This window comes from Streptomyces sp. TAA486 (assembly GCF_000426165.1).
This window is the reverse complement of the sequence record NZ_KE384504.1, coordinates 240,768-258,466: the sequence shown is the minus strand read 5'-3', so window position 1 is coordinate 258,466 and position 17,699 is coordinate 240,768. Positions and strand designations below refer to the sequence as shown.

General features: G+C 70.3%; 18 protein-coding genes. 9 read left to right on the top strand and 9 right to left on the bottom strand.

Going from position 1 to position 17,699, the window contains the following annotated elements; translation table 11 throughout:
- Nucleotides 1-4 precede the first annotated feature (4 nt).
- Nucleotides 5-1,018: a zinc-binding dehydrogenase gene (locus tag I004_RS37225; protein WP_078511956.1), complete on the top strand. Its 1,014-nt coding sequence runs from the start codon at nt 5-7 to the stop codon at nt 1,016-1,018.
- A 97-nt stretch (nt 1,019-1,115) separates the two neighbouring features.
- Here the strand turns inward: I004_RS37225 and I004_RS0130870 are convergent, their stop codons facing one another.
- Nucleotides 1,116-1,853: a class I SAM-dependent methyltransferase gene (locus I004_RS0130870; RefSeq protein ID WP_028438626.1), complete on the bottom strand. Its 738-nt coding sequence runs from the start codon at nt 1,851-1,853 to the stop codon at nt 1,116-1,118.
- Nucleotides 1,854-2,127: 274 nt separating this feature from the next.
- Here I004_RS0130870 and I004_RS0130865 point away from each other — a divergent pair, with 274 nt between their 5' ends.
- The 3 genes from I004_RS0130865 to I004_RS37220 all read left to right on the top strand — a co-directional run bounded on the left by I004_RS0130865 (nt 2,128) and on the right by I004_RS37220 (nt 5,377).
- Nucleotides 2,128-2,982, top strand: coding sequence for a caspase family protein (locus I004_RS0130865; RefSeq protein WP_028438625.1), 855 nt, complete (start codon nt 2,128-2,130; stop codon nt 2,980-2,982).
- Nucleotides 2,983-3,544: 562 nt separating this feature from the next.
- Nucleotides 3,545-4,066, top strand: coding sequence for a M23 family metallopeptidase (locus I004_RS0130860; RefSeq protein ID WP_028438624.1), 522 nt, complete (start codon nt 3,545-3,547; stop codon nt 4,064-4,066).
- A 225-nt stretch (nt 4,067-4,291) separates the two neighbouring features.
- Nucleotides 4,292-5,377, top strand: coding sequence for a peptidoglycan recognition protein family protein (locus I004_RS37220; protein ID WP_037978503.1), 1,086 nt, complete (start codon nt 4,292-4,294; stop codon nt 5,375-5,377).
- Nucleotides 5,378-5,632: 255 nt separating this feature from the next.
- On the opposite strand, the gene I004_RS0130850 is transcribed toward I004_RS37220, so the two are convergent.
- The 3 genes from I004_RS0130850 to I004_RS40670 all read right to left on the bottom strand — a co-directional run bounded on the left by I004_RS0130850 (nt 5,633) and on the right by I004_RS40670 (nt 9,662).
- Nucleotides 5,633-6,463 carry a YceI family protein gene (locus I004_RS0130850; RefSeq protein WP_028438623.1) on the bottom strand — a complete coding sequence of 277 codons (831 nt, stop codon included), beginning with the start codon at nt 6,461-6,463 and terminating at the stop codon, nt 5,633-5,635.
- Nucleotides 6,464-6,724: 261 nt separating this feature from the next.
- Nucleotides 6,725-9,151 carry an MFS transporter gene (locus tag I004_RS0130845; RefSeq protein WP_037978659.1) on the bottom strand — a complete coding sequence of 809 codons (2,427 nt, stop codon included), beginning with the start codon at nt 9,149-9,151 and terminating at the stop codon, nt 6,725-6,727.
- 304 nt (nt 9,152-9,455) lie between these two features.
- Nucleotides 9,456-9,662 carry a hypothetical protein gene (locus tag I004_RS40670; protein ID WP_486580720.1) on the bottom strand — a complete coding sequence of 69 codons (207 nt, stop codon included), beginning with the start codon at nt 9,660-9,662 and terminating at the stop codon, nt 9,456-9,458.
- A gap of 376 nt (nt 9,663-10,038) precedes the next feature.
- On the opposite strand from I004_RS40670, the gene I004_RS0130840 reads away from it, so the two are divergent.
- Nucleotides 10,039-10,263: a hypothetical protein gene (locus I004_RS0130840; RefSeq protein WP_028438621.1), complete on the top strand. Its 225-nt coding sequence runs from the start codon at nt 10,039-10,041 to the stop codon at nt 10,261-10,263.
- Nucleotides 10,264-10,455: 192 nt separating this feature from the next.
- Here the strand turns inward: I004_RS0130840 and I004_RS0130835 are convergent, their stop codons facing one another.
- From I004_RS0130835 to I004_RS0130815, 5 genes are all read right to left on the bottom strand, one after another.
- A complete protein-coding gene (locus tag I004_RS0130835; RefSeq protein WP_028438620.1) occupies nt 10,456-11,346 on the bottom strand; it encodes an RNA polymerase sigma factor SigF in 891 nt (296 codons plus the stop codon).
- Nucleotides 11,347-11,544: 198 nt separating this feature from the next.
- Complete coding sequence (locus I004_RS0130830) at nt 11,545-12,336, bottom strand: RNA polymerase sigma factor SigF (RefSeq protein WP_028438619.1); 792 nt, start codon at nt 12,334-12,336, stop codon at nt 11,545-11,547.
- A gap of 361 nt (nt 12,337-12,697) precedes the next feature.
- Nucleotides 12,698-12,859, bottom strand: coding sequence for a hypothetical protein (locus I004_RS40020; RefSeq protein ID WP_199779502.1), 162 nt, complete (start codon nt 12,857-12,859; stop codon nt 12,698-12,700).
- A 288-nt stretch (nt 12,860-13,147) separates the two neighbouring features.
- Complete coding sequence (locus I004_RS0130820) at nt 13,148-13,735, bottom strand: hemerythrin domain-containing protein (protein ID WP_028438618.1); 588 nt, start codon at nt 13,733-13,735, stop codon at nt 13,148-13,150.
- Between the two features lie 190 nt (nt 13,736-13,925).
- The gene (locus I004_RS0130815; RefSeq protein WP_028438617.1) at nt 13,926-14,783 is read right to left on the bottom strand and encodes an LLM class flavin-dependent oxidoreductase; all 858 of its coding nucleotides are present in this window, start codon (nt 14,781-14,783) and stop codon (nt 13,926-13,928) included.
- A 399-nt stretch (nt 14,784-15,182) separates the two neighbouring features.
- Between I004_RS0130815 and I004_RS0130810 the strand changes: the two genes are divergently transcribed.
- The 4 genes from I004_RS0130810 to I004_RS0130795 all read left to right on the top strand — a co-directional run bounded on the left by I004_RS0130810 (nt 15,183) and on the right by I004_RS0130795 (nt 17,430).
- Nucleotides 15,183-15,782: a sulfite oxidase-like oxidoreductase gene (locus tag I004_RS0130810; protein WP_028438616.1), complete on the top strand. Its 600-nt coding sequence runs from the start codon at nt 15,183-15,185 to the stop codon at nt 15,780-15,782.
- On the top strand, nt 15,752-16,507 hold the full coding sequence (locus I004_RS0130805; RefSeq protein WP_028438615.1) for a ferredoxin reductase: 756 nt from the start codon (nt 15,752-15,754) through the stop codon (nt 16,505-16,507). The genes I004_RS0130810 and I004_RS0130805 overlap by 31 nt, the downstream gene beginning before the upstream one ends.
- A gap of 1 nt (nt 16,508) precedes the next feature.
- Nucleotides 16,509-16,793 carry a DUF6510 family protein gene (locus I004_RS0130800; protein ID WP_028438614.1) on the top strand — a complete coding sequence of 95 codons (285 nt, stop codon included), beginning with the start codon at nt 16,509-16,511 and terminating at the stop codon, nt 16,791-16,793.
- 64 nt (nt 16,794-16,857) lie between these two features.
- Entirely contained in the window at nt 16,858-17,430 is a 573-nt protein-coding gene (locus I004_RS0130795; RefSeq protein ID WP_028438613.1) for a GNAT family N-acetyltransferase, read from the top strand.
- Nucleotides 17,431-17,699 lie beyond the last annotated feature (269 nt).

Sequence of the window (17,699 nt, the reverse complement as noted above, 5' to 3'; positions counted from 1 at the left end):
AGCGGTGCGAGCAGCCGTCATCGAACGCCACGGCACACCGCCCGCGATCGGGGAACGCCCGCCGCCCGCAGGCGCCGAGGCACACGCGCTGGTCAGCACGACGGCGGCCCCGATCACGCCACTGGACATCCTGTGCGCCACGGGCACGTCGTACTTCGGCCCGCCGCCGCTTCCCTACGTACCCGGCGTCCAGGGAGTGGGCGTCGTCCAGGACGCCGAGGGCCTGACCGGCGGGACCCGCGTCTGGTTCCCCACCTCTGCCGGGATGGCACCGGGCGACGGCAGTATGGCCCAGCAGGTGCTCCTGCCCGAGGCCGAACTCATAGCGCTCCCGGACGGCGTCGAGGACACGCTGGTCGCGGCACTGGGGCTGTCAGCCATCGCCGCATGGACGGCCCTGACCTGGAAGGCCGGGCTGCGGCCGGACGAGAAGGTGCTTGTCCTCGGCGGTGGCAGCGTCGTCGGTCAAGTGGCGATACAGGCCGCCCGGTTGTGCGGCGCCGGCCAGGTGGTGGCCGCCTCCCGTTCGAGCCGAGCCCAGGAACGGGCGAGGGCGTGCGGCGCGGACGCCGTCGTCGCCCTGCGCGACGACGACGAGCCCGACGAGCTGGCCGGGAGGCTCGCGAACGTCTGCGCACGGGACGTCGACGTCGTGATCGATCCGCTGTGCGGCGTTCCGGCAACGGCCGCGCTCCAACTCCTGGCGCCCGGCGGCAGGTTGGTCAACCTCGGAGGCTCGGCCGGCGACACCGCGACCTTCAGCTCCGCGACCGTGCGCAGCCGCTCGGCCCGGGTCCTCGGCTACACGAACAACGAGATCAGCACCGAGCGGAAGGGCGAGGCCCTGCTGGCCGTGCTCCGGCACGCGGCGGCGGGACGCCTCTCCGTCGACCACGAGGCCGTGCCGCTCGACGGGCTTCCCGACGCCTGGGAACGACAGGCGCGGGGGCTGACCGAACGGCGCATCGTCGTCGACCTCACCGTGCACGGCCAGGGCGGCGGATCCGCTTCGCCGTGAGCGGGCGGGGTCGTCATGGGCTCGCCCGCCGGTGCGCCGCCTGTACGTGCGCCGCCCGTACGGGCCGGTCCTGCCACGGCGGCCCCCGGGGCCCGGCTCAGCTCCGCACGGCGACGGTGATGATCTCCGGGCTGCCGTCGGTCAGAGGCCCGGCGTCCCAGTCCCCGTACTGCTCCGCCACCGTCAGCCCGGCCTCCGTCAGGAAGGACGACAGCGCCTCCGCGCCGAGGAACCTCAGCGTGCTGCGGGACGTCTGCGGCACCTCCCAGCGGGGCCCGGTGAGGGTATGCGTGAAGGTGACGAGGTCGCCCGCGACCGGTGACTCCACCTCGTGCCACGAGCGCAGCACGCCACCGCCGGGATCCGTCACCTCGACCTCGTTCTTCGGGACCCACTGCTCCCAGGCGCGGGCGGCCGGGTTGCGCGTCTCGAACATGAAGCGGCCGTCGCGGGTGAGTGCAGAGCGGATCGAGGCGAGCGAGGAGCGCAGCCTGTCGTCCTCCACGAAGACCTGGAACGCGTGCCCGGTCATGACGGCCAGCTCGAACTCGCCCTCCCAGCACGCGGTTTCGGGCTCACCGAGCACCCACTCGACGCCCGGCCGCCTCCGGCGCGCCTGGGCGAGCATCGCCTCGGCCGGGTCGAGGCCGCACAGTCTGCCGGTGTGGCCGGCGTCCCGGGCCATGCGGAGCAGCTCACCCGTTCCGCAGCCGACGTCGAGGACCGTACGGGCCGACATCACGAACGGCAGATAGAAGTCGAAGTCGTCCCTCCCGGCGCAGAGCGTGTCGTACAGCTCGGCGAGTTCCGGCTCGGAGAACAGGCGGTCGACCATCGGGCCTGTCTAGTGGGCCCGGTGCGGCAGGCGCCACCGGATATCCGCCTGTGGGCCCGGCGGGACGCGGGCTCCGGGCCGCCGTCCCGGTGATCGGGTCCTGGTGAGCCGTCACCGGTGCCTGTTCCCGGCCGTCCGGTCCCTGCGTCACCCGTATGGCCCAGCAGGTCCTCTCATGCCCCCGAACGGGGGGTTAGCTTCGCGGAAGGACCCGTCCAGCGGGCGTGAGCTGCACATCCGTGCTTCTGCTCGCCCGAAGGGAAGGAGACGTTCCATGGGCCAGGGCATGTCCATCCACATAGGTCTCAACAAGGTCGATCCCAAGAAGTACGGCGGCTGGGACGGCAAGCTCATCGCCTGCGAGAACGACGCACGGGACATGGACCGCCTCGCCAAGGAGGCCGGATTCCGGGACCGCACGACGCTGTTCACCAAGGACGCCACGGTCGACAACGTGAACTCCGAACTCCGCAAGGCCGCCAAGACGCTCGGAGCCGGGGACATCCTGCTCTTCTCGTACTCGGGTCACGGCGGACAGGTGCCGGACATCAACGGCCCCGAGGACGAGCCCGACCGGCTCGACGAGACTCTGGTCCTCTTCGACCGGGAGTACATCGACGACGAGTTGTTCAAGGAGTTCGAGGGGTTCGCCGAGGGCGTCCGCATCCTCACGTTCCTCGACAGCTGCCACAGCGGCAGCGGTGTCAAGGTCCGCGAGATCCTCACGCCGGAGGCGATGCGGGACCAGTTCCAGACGACCGAGCCCGCCGAGGTCGAGCAGACCTCCCGGCTGATGCCGTTGGAGAAGCAGTCGGAGATGTACGAGCGGGACAAGGACTTCTTCGACTCCATCCAGCGTGAACTCAACGCCAAGGACAACCGGGACCTCGGCGCGTCCGTTCTGCTCATCTCGGCCTGTCAGGACAACCAGCTGGCGGGCGACGGCCTGCGCAACGGCATGTTCACCGGGAAGCTCCTCGAAGTGTGGAACGAGGGCAAGTTCTCGGGCGGCTACAGGGCGTTCCACCGCGAGATTCTGAAGACGATGCCCGCGGTGCAGAGCCCCAACCTCTTCCTGACCGGGCGGAGCAACAAGAGGTTCGTCCGGCAGCGGCCTTTCACGATCTGACAGCTGCCCATCGGCGGGAACGATGTCGCCCCGGCCCCGCCTGGCCGTGCTCCTCGAACGTCCCCTGTCCGCTCAGGCCCAACGCGCCGAGCCGGCAGGGGCGTTCGGCGTGCGCTCACGGGCCGCTCGCTGGCGACTGCCGTTTGCCCCGCCCGGTCGTCGGCGCCGGGCGCGAGATGTCGAAGGTGCTCCCCGATGTCGCACCGCCGAGGGTGCTCCCAGGGGGCCCTCCGGCCGTGAACCCTCCCGCCCCATCGGGGAGTTGAGGCAAGCACGCGAGGGTCATCAGGCCCACGCCCGAACCGCTGCGGATTTCGTACCTCAACACCCCTGCGACACCGCTCAGTTCGTCCACAACGTGAGACGGCACTTTCCTTCAGTGGTCGAACCAAGGAAGGAAGAGCCCGAATTCGCTTGGCTGCGGGTGATTCGTACGGGCCGAATCCTTCACGTGACACAGAAAGTGTCACTTGTTGGCGGAACAGGGTTGTCGCGTACATGGCCCGCTGCGTCTACTGGCGGTCGCACGGAATTCGTCTTCATCCGTGGAAGGAAACCCCCCATGTTCCGTCCCCACAGCAGACGTGCCAAGCGCGCGTTGCTCGCTCTCGCGGCCGCCGGCGGCTGCGTGATCGCGACCGCTGTCGCCGTGCCGGCGAGCGCCGGCACCGCCGACGGCGCGAAAGCGGCCTATCAGGGCTCGTGTCCCGTCGGTGCCGAGATCAGTCAGGGCTATCACGACGGCCACGACGGAGTGGACCTCGCCGCCCCCATCGGCACCCCCATCTTCGCCGCAGGCCCCGGAGAGGTCACAGAATCGGGCCCGGCCTCCGGCTACGGCCAGTGGGTGCGCATCAAGCACCCGGACGGCTCCGTGTCCGAGTACGGCCACATGAGCGAGCGATTCGTCCAGGTCGGCGACACCGTAGAGGGCGGAGCGCGGATCGCCTCCGTCGGCAACGAGGGCCAGTCGACGGGCCCGCACCTGCACTTCGAGGTCCACCTCGACGGCGGCACCGGCGTCGGCGACGACCCGCTGGCCTACATGTCCGAGCGCGGCGTCTCCCTGCCGTGCACCCCCTGACCTGCTGATCCGGCCGGCGGCGGCCACCCGCCGCCCCGGCCCGCACATCCAGGCATCCAGGAAAGGCGCCGAATCCCTCCCGGCACCACCACGCGTGCCTGGAAGGGCGTACGGGCGCACCGCGCCACCCCTGTCACCGGCAGAGATCCAGCGCGCCGGCCGGCGCCAGGAGCAGCAACCCCCCCACCACGCGCTGGAGTTGGATCCAGAGAGGCAACAGAGCCGATGAACACACGGAAGAGAGTCCTGGCAGCGGCCGTCGGTGGCGCGCTGGTGGCGGGCCTGGCGGTGGCGACCCAGCAGGCCACGGCCGCTCCCCCCGCGGAAGCGCCGTCGATGAACGAGGCGTTCACGCAGGCCGCCAAGGAGTTCGACGTTCCGCGCGACCTCCTGGTCTCCGTGGGCTACGCCGAGACGCACCTCGACGGCCACAAGGGCAAGCCCAGCCAGGACAACGGCTTCGGCGTGATGCACCTGGTCAGCAACCCCGAGCGCAAGACGCTGGAGCAGGCCGCCGACCTCACCGGCGAATCGAAGACCGACCTGAAGAAGAACGACGCCGCCAACATCCGCGGCGGTGCCGCCGTTCTCCGCGCCAAGGCCGACAAGGCCGGTCTGAAGGCGTCCGACCGGAAGCGCGTCGAGGCCTGGTACCCGGCGGTCGCCGCCTACGGCGGTGCCGAGAACGCCTCGCTCAAGCGCCTTTACGCCGATGCCGCCTACGACTTCGTCAGCAAGGGCATCCCGTCCAAGGGCACCAAGGTCCGCATGTCGGCGGAGAAGGTCACGCCCGAGCGCGGCAAGCTCGCGAAGGCGGCGGCCCCCGGCACCGGCACCAAGAGCGACGACTACCCGCCGGCGATCTGGAACCCGGCCGACCCGGCCAACTTCAACACCGGCCGTGACGCCGCGATCTCCCAGGTCGTCATCCACGTCACCCAGGGCGCGTACGCGGGCACGATCAGCTGGTTCAAGAACCCCGAGGCCCAAGTCAGCGCGCACTACGTGGTGCGGTCCTCCGACGGTGAGATCACCCAGATGGTGCGCGACGCCGACACCGCGTGGCACGCGAGGGGAGGCAACGCCTCCGGCCTCGGCATCGAGCACGAGGGCTTCGTCGACGACCCGTCGTGGTTCACCGACGCCATGTACCGCTCCTCGGCGGCACTGACGAAGCACCTGTGCGACAAGCACGGCATCCCGAAGGACCGTGCGCACGTCGTCGGCCACAACGAGGTCCCCGGGAACGACCACACCGACCCGGGCCCCAACTGGAACTGGGACACGTACATGGGCTACGTGAACAGCTGACGGACCAGGGGCGCCACGGCGCCGACCGAGAAGTGATCCGGTGACCCGGCCACCTGCGCCGGGCCACCGGGTCGTCCATACGAGGGCCCCCGGGGTCACTCCGGGAGCCGGGCCCGGAGCCCGGGGGTCCTCAGCCGTTTCCGGCATTTCGCCGCCGCCGTCCGGGAGTTACCGCAGGGCGCTGTCCTGTCCCTGACCCGCGGTTGCGCCCTCGGCCCCCGACCGGGCCAGTGCCCCGCTCGTCCGCTGGCGCGCCTACTCGAGGTCCGGCAGCTCCTCGCCCTGCACCGCCTGGATGTCCAGCTCGATCCTGAGCGTCGTGCCGATCGCCGCGATCCCGGCCGCCAGGATCTGGTTGTAGTTCATCGCGAACTCCTCGCGCTTCAGCTCCGCCGTCGCGCGGAAGGCGGCCCGCGTGCCTCCCCACGGGTCGGGCCCGTAGCCGAGGTACGTCAGGTGCAGCGTGACGTCGCGTACGACTCCGTGCATCGCCAGCCAGCCGTGCACCGTCCAGCGGTCCGTGCCCGCCGGCTCGATCGCGTGACTGCGGTAGGTCAGCTGCGGGTGACGCTCGACGTTGAGGAAGTCCTCGGAACGCAGATGCGCGTCGCGGATCCTGTTCCCCGTCTGGATGCTCGCGGCCTGGATGACGGCCTCCACGGAGGACTTCTCCGGCTCCTCGTCCACCTCGATGCGGGCCTGGAAGTCGGTGAACCGGCCGTGCACGCTGGATATCCCAAGGTGCTGTGCCGTGGCCCCCACCGTCGAGTGGACGGGGTCGACGGTCCACGGGCCGGGCGGCGGCAGTTCGGTGCCTCCCTGCCGCACGAGCACGAGCGTCCCCAGGTCCGCCCTGCCGGAGGCGGTGACGAGCGCCGTGGCCGCGGCGGGCGCATAGCCGAGAGCGGTGGCGATCACCGTGTACGGGCCCGCGGGCAGTGCCTCCTCGCTCTGTGCGACACCGTCGTCGTCGGCCTCCACACGGAGCACCTGTACGCCCGTCATATCGGTGACGGTCAGCACGGCGTGCTGTACCGGCCATCCCTCTCGGGTGTGGATCTGCGCCCGTACGCCTGCGCCTGCCATCTGTCGATTCGCTCCTTCTCACTCGGGCCCGGTCTGTCCGGCCCGCCCCGTGACATGTCCCGGAACCGGGGCCGCCCGCCCGACGCCCCGGCCCAGTCTTCCCTCCGCGTCACCGACGCGGGAAGTGCGTTGCGGGATCTTCCGGTTCCGCTCTGCGCACCTCTTGGTCCGGCCTTCGGGCGGCGTCCGCTTTGTGTCCCTTCCCGGCCGCCCGGGCGCCCCTTCGAACCGCTCAGGGGTGCCCGGACGACGGGACGAGGCTCACTCGTCCGGGTGGTGCAGCTCGATGTCATGGGAGTCCGGTCCCGCGCCCTCGACACTCAGGGCACTGGCCACCGGCGGATACCCGCTGGCGATGATCGAGTACTCGCCCGCGTCGAGGTCGGTGAACCCGTACGCGCCGTCCTCACCTGTCGTGGCGGTGGCGACGACGTTCCCCGCCGCGTCGACGAGCGTCACGCGCGCGTCCGGGAGGGGACTGGCGTCGACACCGGCACGGATGACGCCCTGCACGCGGGCGCCCGCCGCCAGCTCGACGTCGATGCGGGTGATGCCCTGCCCCTCGACCTCCACGGGCCGGGCCACGGGCCGGAAACCGGGCGCGTTGACCGCCAGCGTGAAGGTGCCGGTGACGAGCTCGTCGAAGGCGAACTCGCCGCGCTCGCCGGTGCGTCCGGTGGCCAGCACCTCGCCGCGGTCGTCGGTGACCACGACCATCGCCGCCCGTACCGGCTGCCCGTCGCCCGAGCCGCGCACGCGCCCGGCGAGCCCGCTGGTCGCCGCCAGGAGGACGTCGTGGCTCAGCGGCTCGTCGCCGACGGTCAGCGTCGTCGCCTGCGGCTGGTGACCGTCGGCGGCGGCGATCAGGACATAGGTTCCGGGGCCCGGGGTGTCCATGCCGTAGCGGCCGTTGCCGCGCGCCACCGACCGCCCGAGCTGACGCCCGCTCAGCGAGATCAGGGTCACGGCGGCACGCGGCACCCCGTTGCCCTCCGCGTTCCTGACAGTGCCGAGCACGCAGTGCTGGGAGTTGGCCAGGGGCTCGTTCGGGTCGCCCTCGCCCGGCGCGGGCCGCGCGGGCTGGTATCCGGGCGGGATGAAGTCGCCGGCGTCGCCCTGCCCCGCCTGACCGGCGGCGAACGCGGGGTTCTGCTGGAGGAAGTCCGCGGCGGCGGCTTCGCCCTGGCTCATGCCCGGCATCGTCTTCAGCGGCACCTCCTTCACCCACAGCACGAGCAGCAGGCCCAGCAGCGCCGCGGGCGCCGCGTAGAGGTAGATGTCGCCGATGCCGTGCCCGTACGCGGACTCGATGACCTCACGTATGGGCTTGGGCAGCTTCGCGAGGTCGGGGATCTCGCTGCCTGCGCCGCCCGTCGGGCCGCCGTGCCGGATGCCGAGCTTGTCCAGGCCGTCATCGACGTAGTCCGTGATGCGGTGTGCGAGGACCGCGCCGAGCACGGACACACCCACGGCGCCGCCCAGCGAGCGGAAGAAGTTCACCGACGAGCTGGCCGCACCGAGGTCGGTCGCCTCCACCTGGTTCTGCGTGGCCAGCACCAGGTTCTGCATCATCATGCCGACGCCTACACCCACGCCGGCCATGAAGACCGCCAGCTGCCAGTACTCGGTGTCGTGCCGCATCGTGCCCAGCAGGCCGAGGCCCGCGGTCAGCAGCACGCCGCCGGAGCAGAGCCAGATCTTCCACTTGCCCGTGTGGCTGATGACCAGCCCGGAGAGGGTCGTGGAGAGGAACATCCCGACGATCATCGGGATCGTCATGACGCCCGCCATCGTCGGCGATTCGCCGCGTGCCAGCTGGAAGTACTGGCTGAGATAGACCGTCGCGCCGAACATCGCGATGCCGACGAACATGGAGGCCATCGACGTCAGCGCGATGGTGCGGTTGCGGAAGAGCCGCAGCGGGATGATCGGTTCCTTCGCCTTGGCCTCGACGAGGATGAAGAGCAGGGCCAGCAGCACCGAGCCGCCGACCATCGAATAGCTCTCCCAAGACAGCCAGGCGTACTTGTCGCCGGCGAACGTCACCCAGATCAGCAGCAGCGAGGCCGCCGACGCGACGAGGAAGGCACCGCCCCAGTCGATCTTCACCTCGCGCTTGAGCACCGGAAGGTGCAGTGTCTTCTGCAGCAGCAGCAGCGCGATGACGGCGAAGGGGATGCCCGCGTAGAAGCACCAGCGCCAGCCCAGCCAGCTGGTGTCGGTGATGACGCCGCCCAGCAGCGGCCCGCTCACCATCGCGACGGCGAAGGACGCTCCGATGTAACCGGTGTAACGGCCGCGCTCCCTGGGGGAGATCATCGCGGCGATCACGGTCTGGGTCAGGGCGGAGATGCCGCCCATGCCTATGCCCTGCACCGCACGCGAGGCGATCAGCATGCCCGTGTTCTGCGCGAGACCGGCGCTGGCCGAGGCGAGCACGAAGATGATGATGGCCGTCTGTATCAGCACCTTCTTGCTGAACAGGTCCGCGAGCTTGCCCCACAGCGGGGTCGACGCGGTCATGGTCAGCAGCGACGCCGTCACCACCCAGGTGTACGCGCTCTGCCCGCCCCCGAGCTCCGAGACGATCTTGGGCAGGGCGTTGGCGACGATCGTCGAGGACAGGATGGCGACGAACATGCCGAGCAGCAGCCCGGACAGCGCCTCCATGATCTGCCGGTGCGTCATGGGCGCGGCGCCCCCCGGTCCGGAGGAGGCGGACGCGTGATTCTGCGAAGCGTCGCCTGCCCCGCCTCCGGAGCCGGCGCCCTGCACACCGGACGGTGTGGTCGTGGCCATTCTTTCCCTAACTCTTCTTCAGTGCGGTGCAGTGTTCCTGCTGTGGTCGCTGTGCTCGCTGCGGTCCGTGGCCGTGCCGGCCCCGCCGTCCTCCGTCTTCGACGTCCGGGCCGGACGGCCCGGTGAGTACCGGCCCGTCGCGACGGAGGCACGACGGTCCCCGAAGCCTTCCCGAAGGCGCCCGGCATCCCCTTCAGCTGCGATGTCCTCCCCGCTCTGCTCGGTCCAGTCGTGAAGAAGCCCTCCAGGGCCCCGGTCGTGGCCCCGCAGAGCGTGTCCAGTTGTCGGCGCCCCGTTCGCCGGGGCACGGCAGCCGGGAGCGTCCGTCCTGCGGAACGGGCGCCCGCTCGATCCACCCACGCTCCACCGTGTGTGTGACGTGGCCACTGGTGACAGACATGTCTACCGCCATCAGCTCCGCGAGACGACCCATACGCATCTCGTCTCGTTGTGAAGATGCGTCAACACAGGGGCGTCGGCGGGCGGTCGGCCGGCCGTACGCCCCGCGAACAGGCTCCCGCCGGACGGAGCCGAGGCCGCCCGTACGCCGGGCCGGCCCCTCATATCCGCTGCGTGCGGCGCGTACGGGCATCGTCGCTCAGAAATCGTTGCTTTAGGCAACTATAATTTCCATGTGTTGCCGTACGCAAATGATCGGTATGCAAGCGGAGGCAAAGAATCAGCAAAGCGCGGCTGTTCCTGCCGCTCGGATCCACGCGCGACCACCGGGCCCGGGACTGTTCCCGCCCTCGGAGCGTTCGCTATCGTCCTGCCCCATGGCTCACAACCCGCATGCCCCGCAAGGCCCGGACCCGTCCCAGGACGCGGCCGGCAGCACGCAGATGTTCCGCGCGTTCGTCGACGAGGAGAACGGTGGCGCGAGCGCACAGCGACGCGGCGCACCGGAGGTGCAGTCGTCCCGCCCCCGGGTCGGTCTGATCGTCGGCGTCGTCATCGCCGTCGCAGTCATCGTGGGCGCGGTCGTTCTGGCGATCTCCTGACCCACCCCGTCCCGCACTCGCGCACGAAGTGAGTCGGGCCGTCCCGGATGGCGCCCCGGAGCGTGCGTCCCGGTCCACGGCCGGGGCGGTCGAGGCGTGCCCGGCCCTGCCGCAGTCCGGCGCCGGAAGCGTGGCGCGAACGACGTGCCCGTACGTCAGCGGTGCGTACGGGCGGAGCGCACACGACGGCGCTCACTCCTCCGCGATCAGCCCTTCACGCAGCTGCGCCAGCGTGCGCGTCAGCAGCCGGGAGACGTGCATCTGCGAGATGCCGACCTCCTCGCCGATCTGCGACTGCGTCATGTTGGCGAAGAAGCGCAGCATGATGATCTGCCGCTCACGCGGAGGCAGTTTGGCGAGCAGCGGCTTGAGCGACTCGCGGTACTCCACGCCCTCCAGCGCGCTGTCCTCGTAGCCGAGCCGGTCCGCGAGCGAGCCCTCGCCGCCGTCCTCCTCCAGCGCGGGGGAGTCCAGCGAGGAGGCGGTGTAGGCGTTGCCGACGGCCAGCCCGTCGACGACGTCCTCCTCCGACACCCCGAGGGCGTGGGCGAGTTCGGGGACGGTCGGGGAGCGGTCCAGGGTCTGCGACAGCTCGTCGCTCGCCTTGGTGAGCGCCAGGCGCAGCTCCTGAAGGCGCCTGGGCACCCGCACCGACCATGAGGTGTCACGGAAGAAGCGCTTGATCTCACCGACCACCGTCGGCATGGCGAACGTCGGGAACTCCACGCCCCGCTCGGCGTCGAAGCGGTCGATCGCCTTGATCAGGCCGATCGTGCCGACCTGGACGATGTCCTCCATGGGCTCGTTGCGGCTGCGGAAGCGCGCCGCGGCATACCTCACGAGCGGCAGGTTGAGCTCGATGAGCGTGTCGCGCACGTACGTACGCTCCGTGCTGGGGGCATCTCCCGAGCCGCCAGGCTCAGGGGAAGCTTTGGAGAGCGTGGCGAGCCGCAGGAAGAGGGAGCGCGAGAGGGTGCGCGTGTCGATGGCGTGGTCGGCGGGGGCTTCGGGGGCTCCCATGGCGTCGACGGCGTCGGTCGTGTTCTCTGTGAGCACCTTCGAGCTGCCCAGTTCTACGGACATGCCACCCCCTTGAGGTCGCGGACGGATCGCAGCGGCGCCCTCGTGTGAGGGGGGCACCTCCCCCTGCATACCGGAAGCGCCGTCGCGTCAAACGCAGCTCTTGCAGAATGTCACAAGTAGGCAACACGACGTAGCCCCATGTCGATAAAACTGCACAGCTGAGGAAGTTGAGCCGCCAACTTGCCTCACTCTGTTCGGTTATGCCTCGATTCGATTTGCGGCACGGAGGCGCGCGAAGCTGCGCGACAGCAGTCGCGATACGTGCATTTGGGACACACCCAACTCGGCACTGATCTGTGACTGCGTCAGATTCCGGTAGTAGCGCAGGAGCAGGATGCGCTGTTCGCGCTCCGGCAGCTGGACGAGCAGGTGCCGTACGAGGTCGCGGTGTTCGACGCCGTCCAGCTCCGGGTCCTCGTAGCCGAGGCGGTCGAGCAGGCCCGGCAGGCCGTCCTCGCGTTCCTGCGCCGCCTCCAACGACGTTGCGCGGTAGGAGCGTCCGGCCTCGATGCAGGCCAGAACCTCCTCCTCGGTGAGCTTCAGGCGCTCCGCGATCTCGGCGGTAGTGGGCGAGCGTCCGAACGCCGTCGTCAGGTCCTCCGTGGCGCTGCTGACCTGCACCCACATCTCGTGCAGGCGCCTCGGTACGTGCACCGTGCGGACGTTGTCCCGGAAGTAGCGCCGGATCTCCCCGATGATCGTCGGCATGGCGAACGTCGGGAACTGCACGCCCCGCTCGGCGTCGAAGCGGTCGATGGCGTTGATGAGTCCGATCGTGCCGACCTGGACGACGTCCTCCATCGGCTCGTTGCGGCTGCGGAAGCGCGCCGCGACGTAGCGCACCAGGGGAAGATTGGCCTCGATGAGTGCGGTGCGCACTCGTTCGTGTCCGGCGGTGCCGGGGTCCTGCTCGGCCAGCTGCTCGAAGAGCTCCTGGGTCAGCGCCCGGGCCTCCGCGCTGCGGCTCTCGCGGGTCTGGGTCGCCGCCACTCAGCCACCACCTCTTCGGGTCCGGGTCGGTTTCGATCCACGCATCGGCCAAAAGCGGTCATAGCATCACAAGACATGTGCAACGTGCGCAAGCACCGTAAATTGCCGTGTTGGTGGTGAGTTGAGGAGTTTCACCGGCGCCTGTAGGGACCACCGGACGCGGATGCCGGTACGACTCGCGGGCCCGTACGGCTCCCGTTCGTGCGGGAACGCGGCCCTCGCACCGGTGACGGGCCAGGGCCGAATGCCGGGAAGCGGCGGGACGTGCCGGTGTGCCCGTGCGTGCCGAGCGCCTGAGCGGTGCTCGCGGAACCTGCGGGAAGCCCGCGGGAAAAGGGGAGCGGTTGCGCCGTCAGGGGCGCTACCTGACCACCTCGGTCATGAAGTTCCCGACTCCCTGGGCGGCGCTCGATATCCCCTCGAAGCCGATCTGGACGAGGTCCGCGGCCCTGGCGGGGGACGTGATGATCGTATACAGGGCGAACACGGTGAGGACGTAGATCGCGATTTTCTTCGCCTGCACCATCCAGCTCCTCCCGCTGCTGCCCGTGCTCCCCCTCTTAGCAGTCGGGTGAGTCTAACCACCGGTGCGGGCGGGTCGATCCATACGTACGGCGGCAAAGTGGCCGTAATCAGGGCGTTTTGACCAGTGCTCCACGCGTCGTTCCCCGATCGTTGCACCGGCTTCACACGTCGGGCCGCCCCACGGGGGTCCGGCGACGCACATCGGTCGGCCCCTCCGGGGGTGCTGCCGTCGTGTCCGGCCTGGGGAGGGCCGCCGGGGCGGGGAGCGGCCGGACGGCGCCCCGTGTCAGCGACGGCGGCGTGTGCCGCCCAGAGCGTCCCTGGCCCGGTCCAGGAGCGACTCGAAGGGGGTGGCCGCCCACTGGGCCGCCGGCGATCCCGCCGTGGCGGGATGCGGGTGTGTGGGCGCGGTCCGCTCCGCCCTCAGCAGCCTCCTGCCCATCTTCTGCCGCTGCTCCTGCGAGCAGCCGTCGCGTACGGCCGGGAACTCCTCCAGCTCCTCGCGGTCCGCGTGACCACGGAAGGCCTTCTCGAACTCCGAGAGCTTCGCCTCGAATTGGGAGCGGTCCGGGTTCATCTGCTCCAGTTCGGAGAGGATCCGCTCGGCCTCCCTCTCCTCCGCATTGCGTGCCGCGGCCTCGTCCTCCCCCGCGGTCTTCCGCGCGACGGGACGCAGGATCATCTCCTCGGCGGCCTCGTGCGTGGCCAACAGGGCTCTGAATTCGCCGAACTTCGCTCTCTTCGCGTCGCCCAGCGTCACGTGCACCTCGGCGAACAGCTCCCGGATGCGGGCGTGTTGGGTCAGCAGGATGCCGATGATGTCGTCCTGCGGGAGCTTCGCCGCCTCGGCGCGTTCAAGTGCTGCGTTGCTCACGGGGACCCACTCCTCCGTACGCCGGCGTCGTCGCACCCTCCGGCCCCGTGCCGGGGGCGCCGGACGACGGCGTCGGCGACCATGTCACTCCCGTTCCGGGTCACCTCGCATTCCCCGGGCAAACACCACGGCCACCGGGCGGACCCACCGGGCCGGGGGCGCACGCGGCGCGGGGGCGCCGGTGACGGAACTAGAAGACCGGCGGGCCCTGTTCGACGCGGCGCAGCACCGGTTCGAGCCGGTCGAGACCGTCGCTGCCCTGGAACTGCCGCTCGTCCCACCAGGTGCCCCCCGCGTCGATGAGAGGCCCGAGCAGGTCCCGCGCCTTGGCGGGAGCGGAGGGACTGACGCCGCCGAGGACGATCTCGAAGGAGCCCTTGCCCTGCCCGCGGTGCCTGCCGACATACGCGACGAGATCGCGCACCTCCTCCACGGGCGGCGCATGCCCGTGCTTCGCCGAAGCGAACAGAGGCACCGCGCCGTCCCAGCGGGCGGCCCGGCGCATGGGCGGCCGGTTGGGCCAGAAGCCCGCGATCCACACCGGTGGACGGGGACGCTGCACGGTGCCGGGCAGCAGCGCCACGTCCCGGGCACGGAAGTGCCGCCCCTCGTGGTTCACCGGATCGCCCGACCAGAAGCGGCTGAGCAGATCGAGGCCCTCGTCCAGGCGCTGGGCCAGCACGACCGGGTCGGTGGTCTCGCCGAAACTGCCGTACTCGTCCTCCGCCGGGCCGCCCAGCCCGGCGGCGAAAAGGACCCGGCCGCCGCTGAGGTTGTCCAGCGTGGCCACCTGCCGGGCGAGCTGCTGCGGACGGCGGCGGGCGACCGGGGTGACGAGCGTGCCCAGCCTGATCCGGGACGTCGCGAGCGCGGCGGCGGTCAGCAGCATCCACGGATCGCCGAACGGCCTGGGGTGGCGTCTGTGCAGCACGTGATCCCACACGAAGAGCCCGTCCCACCCCGCCCTCTCCGCCGCCGCGGCCACCTTCGCCACCGCTCGCGGGTCCGCGAAGTCACCGAAGTTCGGAACATTGACGGAGAAGCGCATTCCGGCATCGTGTTCCGCGCCGGAGGCGGCATCAAGCGAATAACAGGCTGTGGACGGCGAGTCGGGCCCGGCGTGCGGACGGTTGGGACGCCGCTAGGACGCTGCGTCTCTCGGAGCCGCAGGGACGCCTGACGCCGCACAGACGCGCTCGCCGGGCTGGCAGCCCCGTTGCGCCGAACGGCTCCTCCGGTCGCGGCGCCGATCGCCGGACCGTACATTCCAGGGAGCTCGACGATCGTCCCCGCCGGTCGTGAGCACGCCGCCGCGACCGCGCTGCGTCCCGTATCCGCCGGGATTCGCCTTTCGTGTGTGCACACCCCTGTCTTCGCCGTGCCCGAAACGCATCGAGCGACGCCGGCATCCGCAGTCCGGCGACCCGTACGAAGGGAGCAGTCCCGCATGGGCGTTGTTTCCCCTGGTTTCCGGGGCCGGCCCCGGGAGTCCTCCCGCCGGCTGCCGCCGGGGCAGTACGAGACACACGACTTCCCCGTGCTCTCGGCCGGACCGACACCGCGGATCGCCAGGGAGGACTGGGAGTTCACGGTGACCACCGAAACGGGGGACCGTCACTCCTGGAACTGGGCCGAGTTGACCGCCTTGCCCAGCGAGCACCCCACGGTCGACCTGCACTGCGTGACGAAGTGGTCGAAGTTCGAAACGCGTTGGCAAGGTGTCTCCCTCGACGTGCTGCTGGCGCAGGTGGAGACCGCCGCGGACTTCGTCATGGTCAGCTCCTACGGCGGCTACACGACCGACATGCCGCTCGAGGACCTGCTGGACGGCCAGGCATGGATCGCCTACGGCTACGACGGCGATGACATCCCGCCGGAGCACGGTGGCCCCGCCCGTCTGCTCGTCCCCCATCTGTACTTCTGGAAGTCGGCGAAGTGGGTGCACGGCATCCAGCTGCTGCCCCAGGACGAGCCCGGCTTCTGGGAGAGCCTCGGTTACCACGACTACGGAGACCCATGGCGCGAGCAGCGGTATCAAGGCGACTAGGCACACGCCTGCGCTGGCAGGTGGCCACGCTCGTGGAACGGCGGGCGGAGAACGAGGGCGCAAGCACCCTCGTGCTGGACGTCCCGGACTGGCCGGGTCACCTCGCCGGACAGCACGTCGACGTCCGGCTGACCGCCGAGGACGGCTACAGCGCCCAGCGAAGCTACTCGCTGGCCTCGGCACCCGACGCGCGGCACGTCGAGATCACCGTGCAGCGGGTCGACGACGGCGAGGTCTCCCCGTACCTGGTCGACCAACTCGCCGTCGGTGACCCGATGGAGCTGCGCGGACCCGTCGGGGGATGGTTCGTGTGGTCCGCCGGGCAAGCCGATCGTGTGCTGCTCCTGGGCGGCGGATCCGGTGTCGTGCCCTTGATGGCCATGATCCGTGCCAGGCGTGCGAGCGCCGACCCCACACCGTTCCGGTTGCTTCATTCCGTACGCAGCCCGAAGGACCGCTACTACGTGCCCGAGCTGCGACGGGGCGACCCCGGCCTGGCGACGGAGTTCCTCTACACGCGGACCTCTCCGGACGGCCGGTCACGTCCGCCCGGCCGGATCCGGCAGGAGGACATCACCGCCTTCGCGTGGCCGCCGGAGACCTCACCGATGTGCTACGTCTGCGGCCCGACCGGATTCGTCGAGACCGCCGCGGACCTGCTCACCGGCCTGGGCCACCACCCCGACCACATCCGCACCGAACGATTCGGCCCCAGTGGAGGCTGACATGAACCACCAGCCCGACAGCGACGAATACGAGGACGGCAACGCCCTCGCCGGCCCGCTCTCCGAGATCTTCGCCGTCGACCTGACCAGCGCCATCGGCCGCTGCGCGAACTGCGGCGCGACCGAGCCGGTGGCCCGCCTGCACGTCTACACCCGAGCACCCGGCCTGGTGGCGCGCTGCCCCCACTGCGCCCACGTGACGCTCCGCATGGTGCGCTCCCCGGACAACGCATGGCTCGACATGAGCGGCACCGTGGCTCTGCGCATCCCTCTGACGTCCGGATGAGAGGGAGCACGGGCACGCCGGTCGGCCGTACGGCCTTGTCGGTGCGGCGTGGCATCGTGGCGCCATGACCATCGACGTTCGCCCGGCTTCGGTCTTCGAGGACGTCCGCACCCTGGTCGGTCCGAAGTCACCCGATGCGAACGTCTGCTGGTGCCTGAGCTACCGGATTCCGTCCAAGCTCAACAACGAGCTTCGCGGGCCCGCCCGCGGCGAGTACGTCGCCGAGCTGTGCCGTGCCGATCCCGCTCCGGGGGTGCTCGCTTACGACGGTGACGAGCCGGTCGGCTGGGCCGCTGTGGCGCCGCGCTCGGACACCTCCTTCGCGCGCAACCGGAAGATCCCGCACGTCGACGACCTGCCGGTCTGGTCGCTGTGGTGCATCCGCGTACGCCCCGGTCACCGGAAGAAGGGCATCTCGCACGCCCTCATCGCCGGCGTCGTCGAGTTCGCCCGCGCCAACGGCGCCCCGGCGATCGAGGCGTACCCCCTCGACAACGGCGACGCCAAGGTCGATCTGACGATGGCGTACGCCGGGCTCCGCAAGAACTTCGAACGCGCTGGCTTCGCCCACGCCGCCGACACCTCGTCCGTGCTGGCCGGCCACCCTCGGGTCCTGATGCGGCTCGACCTGCGCTGAGAACCGCCCCTCGGGAACAGTTGAGCAGGCCCTTGGGGCGAGAACACGACAGGTGTACGGCTTTTACCTATTGGCCCAATGTTGTGCATGCTCGGAGATTCGCATGAGTACGGACACCGCGGTGAGGGAGCGCCGCAACGAGGATCGGTAGCGCATTCTGGACACGGCTTACGGTTCCACCGTCCCGACTTCGACACTGGGCCTTCATCGGCGTACTGCTCGAGTGGCGACAGGGCCATCCGCTGGCCCTCGCGAGCATCCGGTACCTG

Coding starts and splice junctions, on each gene's coding strand:
- I004_RS0130840 (WP_028438621.1), top strand. CDS start 10,039: ATGGCTCACAACCCGCATGCCCCGCAAGGCCCGGACCCGTCCCAGGAC.
- I004_RS0130835 (WP_028438620.1), bottom strand. CDS start 11,346: ATGTCCGTAGAACTGGGCAGCTCGAAGGTGCTCACAGAGAACACGACC.
- I004_RS0130850 (WP_028438623.1), bottom strand. CDS start 6,463: ATGGCAGGCGCAGGCGTACGGGCGCAGATCCACACCCGAGAGGGATGG.
- I004_RS0130810 (WP_028438616.1), top strand. CDS start 15,183: ATGGGCGTTGTTTCCCCTGGTTTCCGGGGCCGGCCCCGGGAGTCCTCC.
- I004_RS0130805 (WP_028438615.1), top strand. CDS start 15,752: ATGGCGCGAGCAGCGGTATCAAGGCGACTAGGCACACGCCTGCGCTGG.
- I004_RS0130870 (WP_028438626.1), bottom strand. CDS start 1,853: ATGGTCGACCGCCTGTTCTCCGAGCCGGAACTCGCCGAGCTGTACGAC.
- I004_RS0130865 (WP_028438625.1), top strand. CDS start 2,128: ATGGGCCAGGGCATGTCCATCCACATAGGTCTCAACAAGGTCGATCCC.
- I004_RS0130795 (WP_028438613.1), top strand. CDS start 16,858: ATGACCATCGACGTTCGCCCGGCTTCGGTCTTCGAGGACGTCCGCACC.
- I004_RS40670 (WP_486580720.1), bottom strand. CDS start 9,662: ATGTCTGTCACCAGTGGCCACGTCACACACACGGTGGAGCGTGGGTGG.
- I004_RS0130815 (WP_028438617.1), bottom strand. CDS start 14,783: ATGCGCTTCTCCGTCAATGTTCCGAACTTCGGTGACTTCGCGGACCCG.
- I004_RS0130860 (WP_028438624.1), top strand. CDS start 3,545: ATGTTCCGTCCCCACAGCAGACGTGCCAAGCGCGCGTTGCTCGCTCTC.
- I004_RS0130845 (WP_037978659.1), bottom strand. CDS start 9,151: ATGACGCACCGGCAGATCATGGAGGCGCTGTCCGGGCTGCTGCTCGGC.
- I004_RS0130800 (WP_028438614.1), top strand. CDS start 16,509: ATGAACCACCAGCCCGACAGCGACGAATACGAGGACGGCAACGCCCTC.
- I004_RS37220 (WP_037978503.1), top strand. CDS start 4,292: ATGAACACACGGAAGAGAGTCCTGGCAGCGGCCGTCGGTGGCGCGCTG.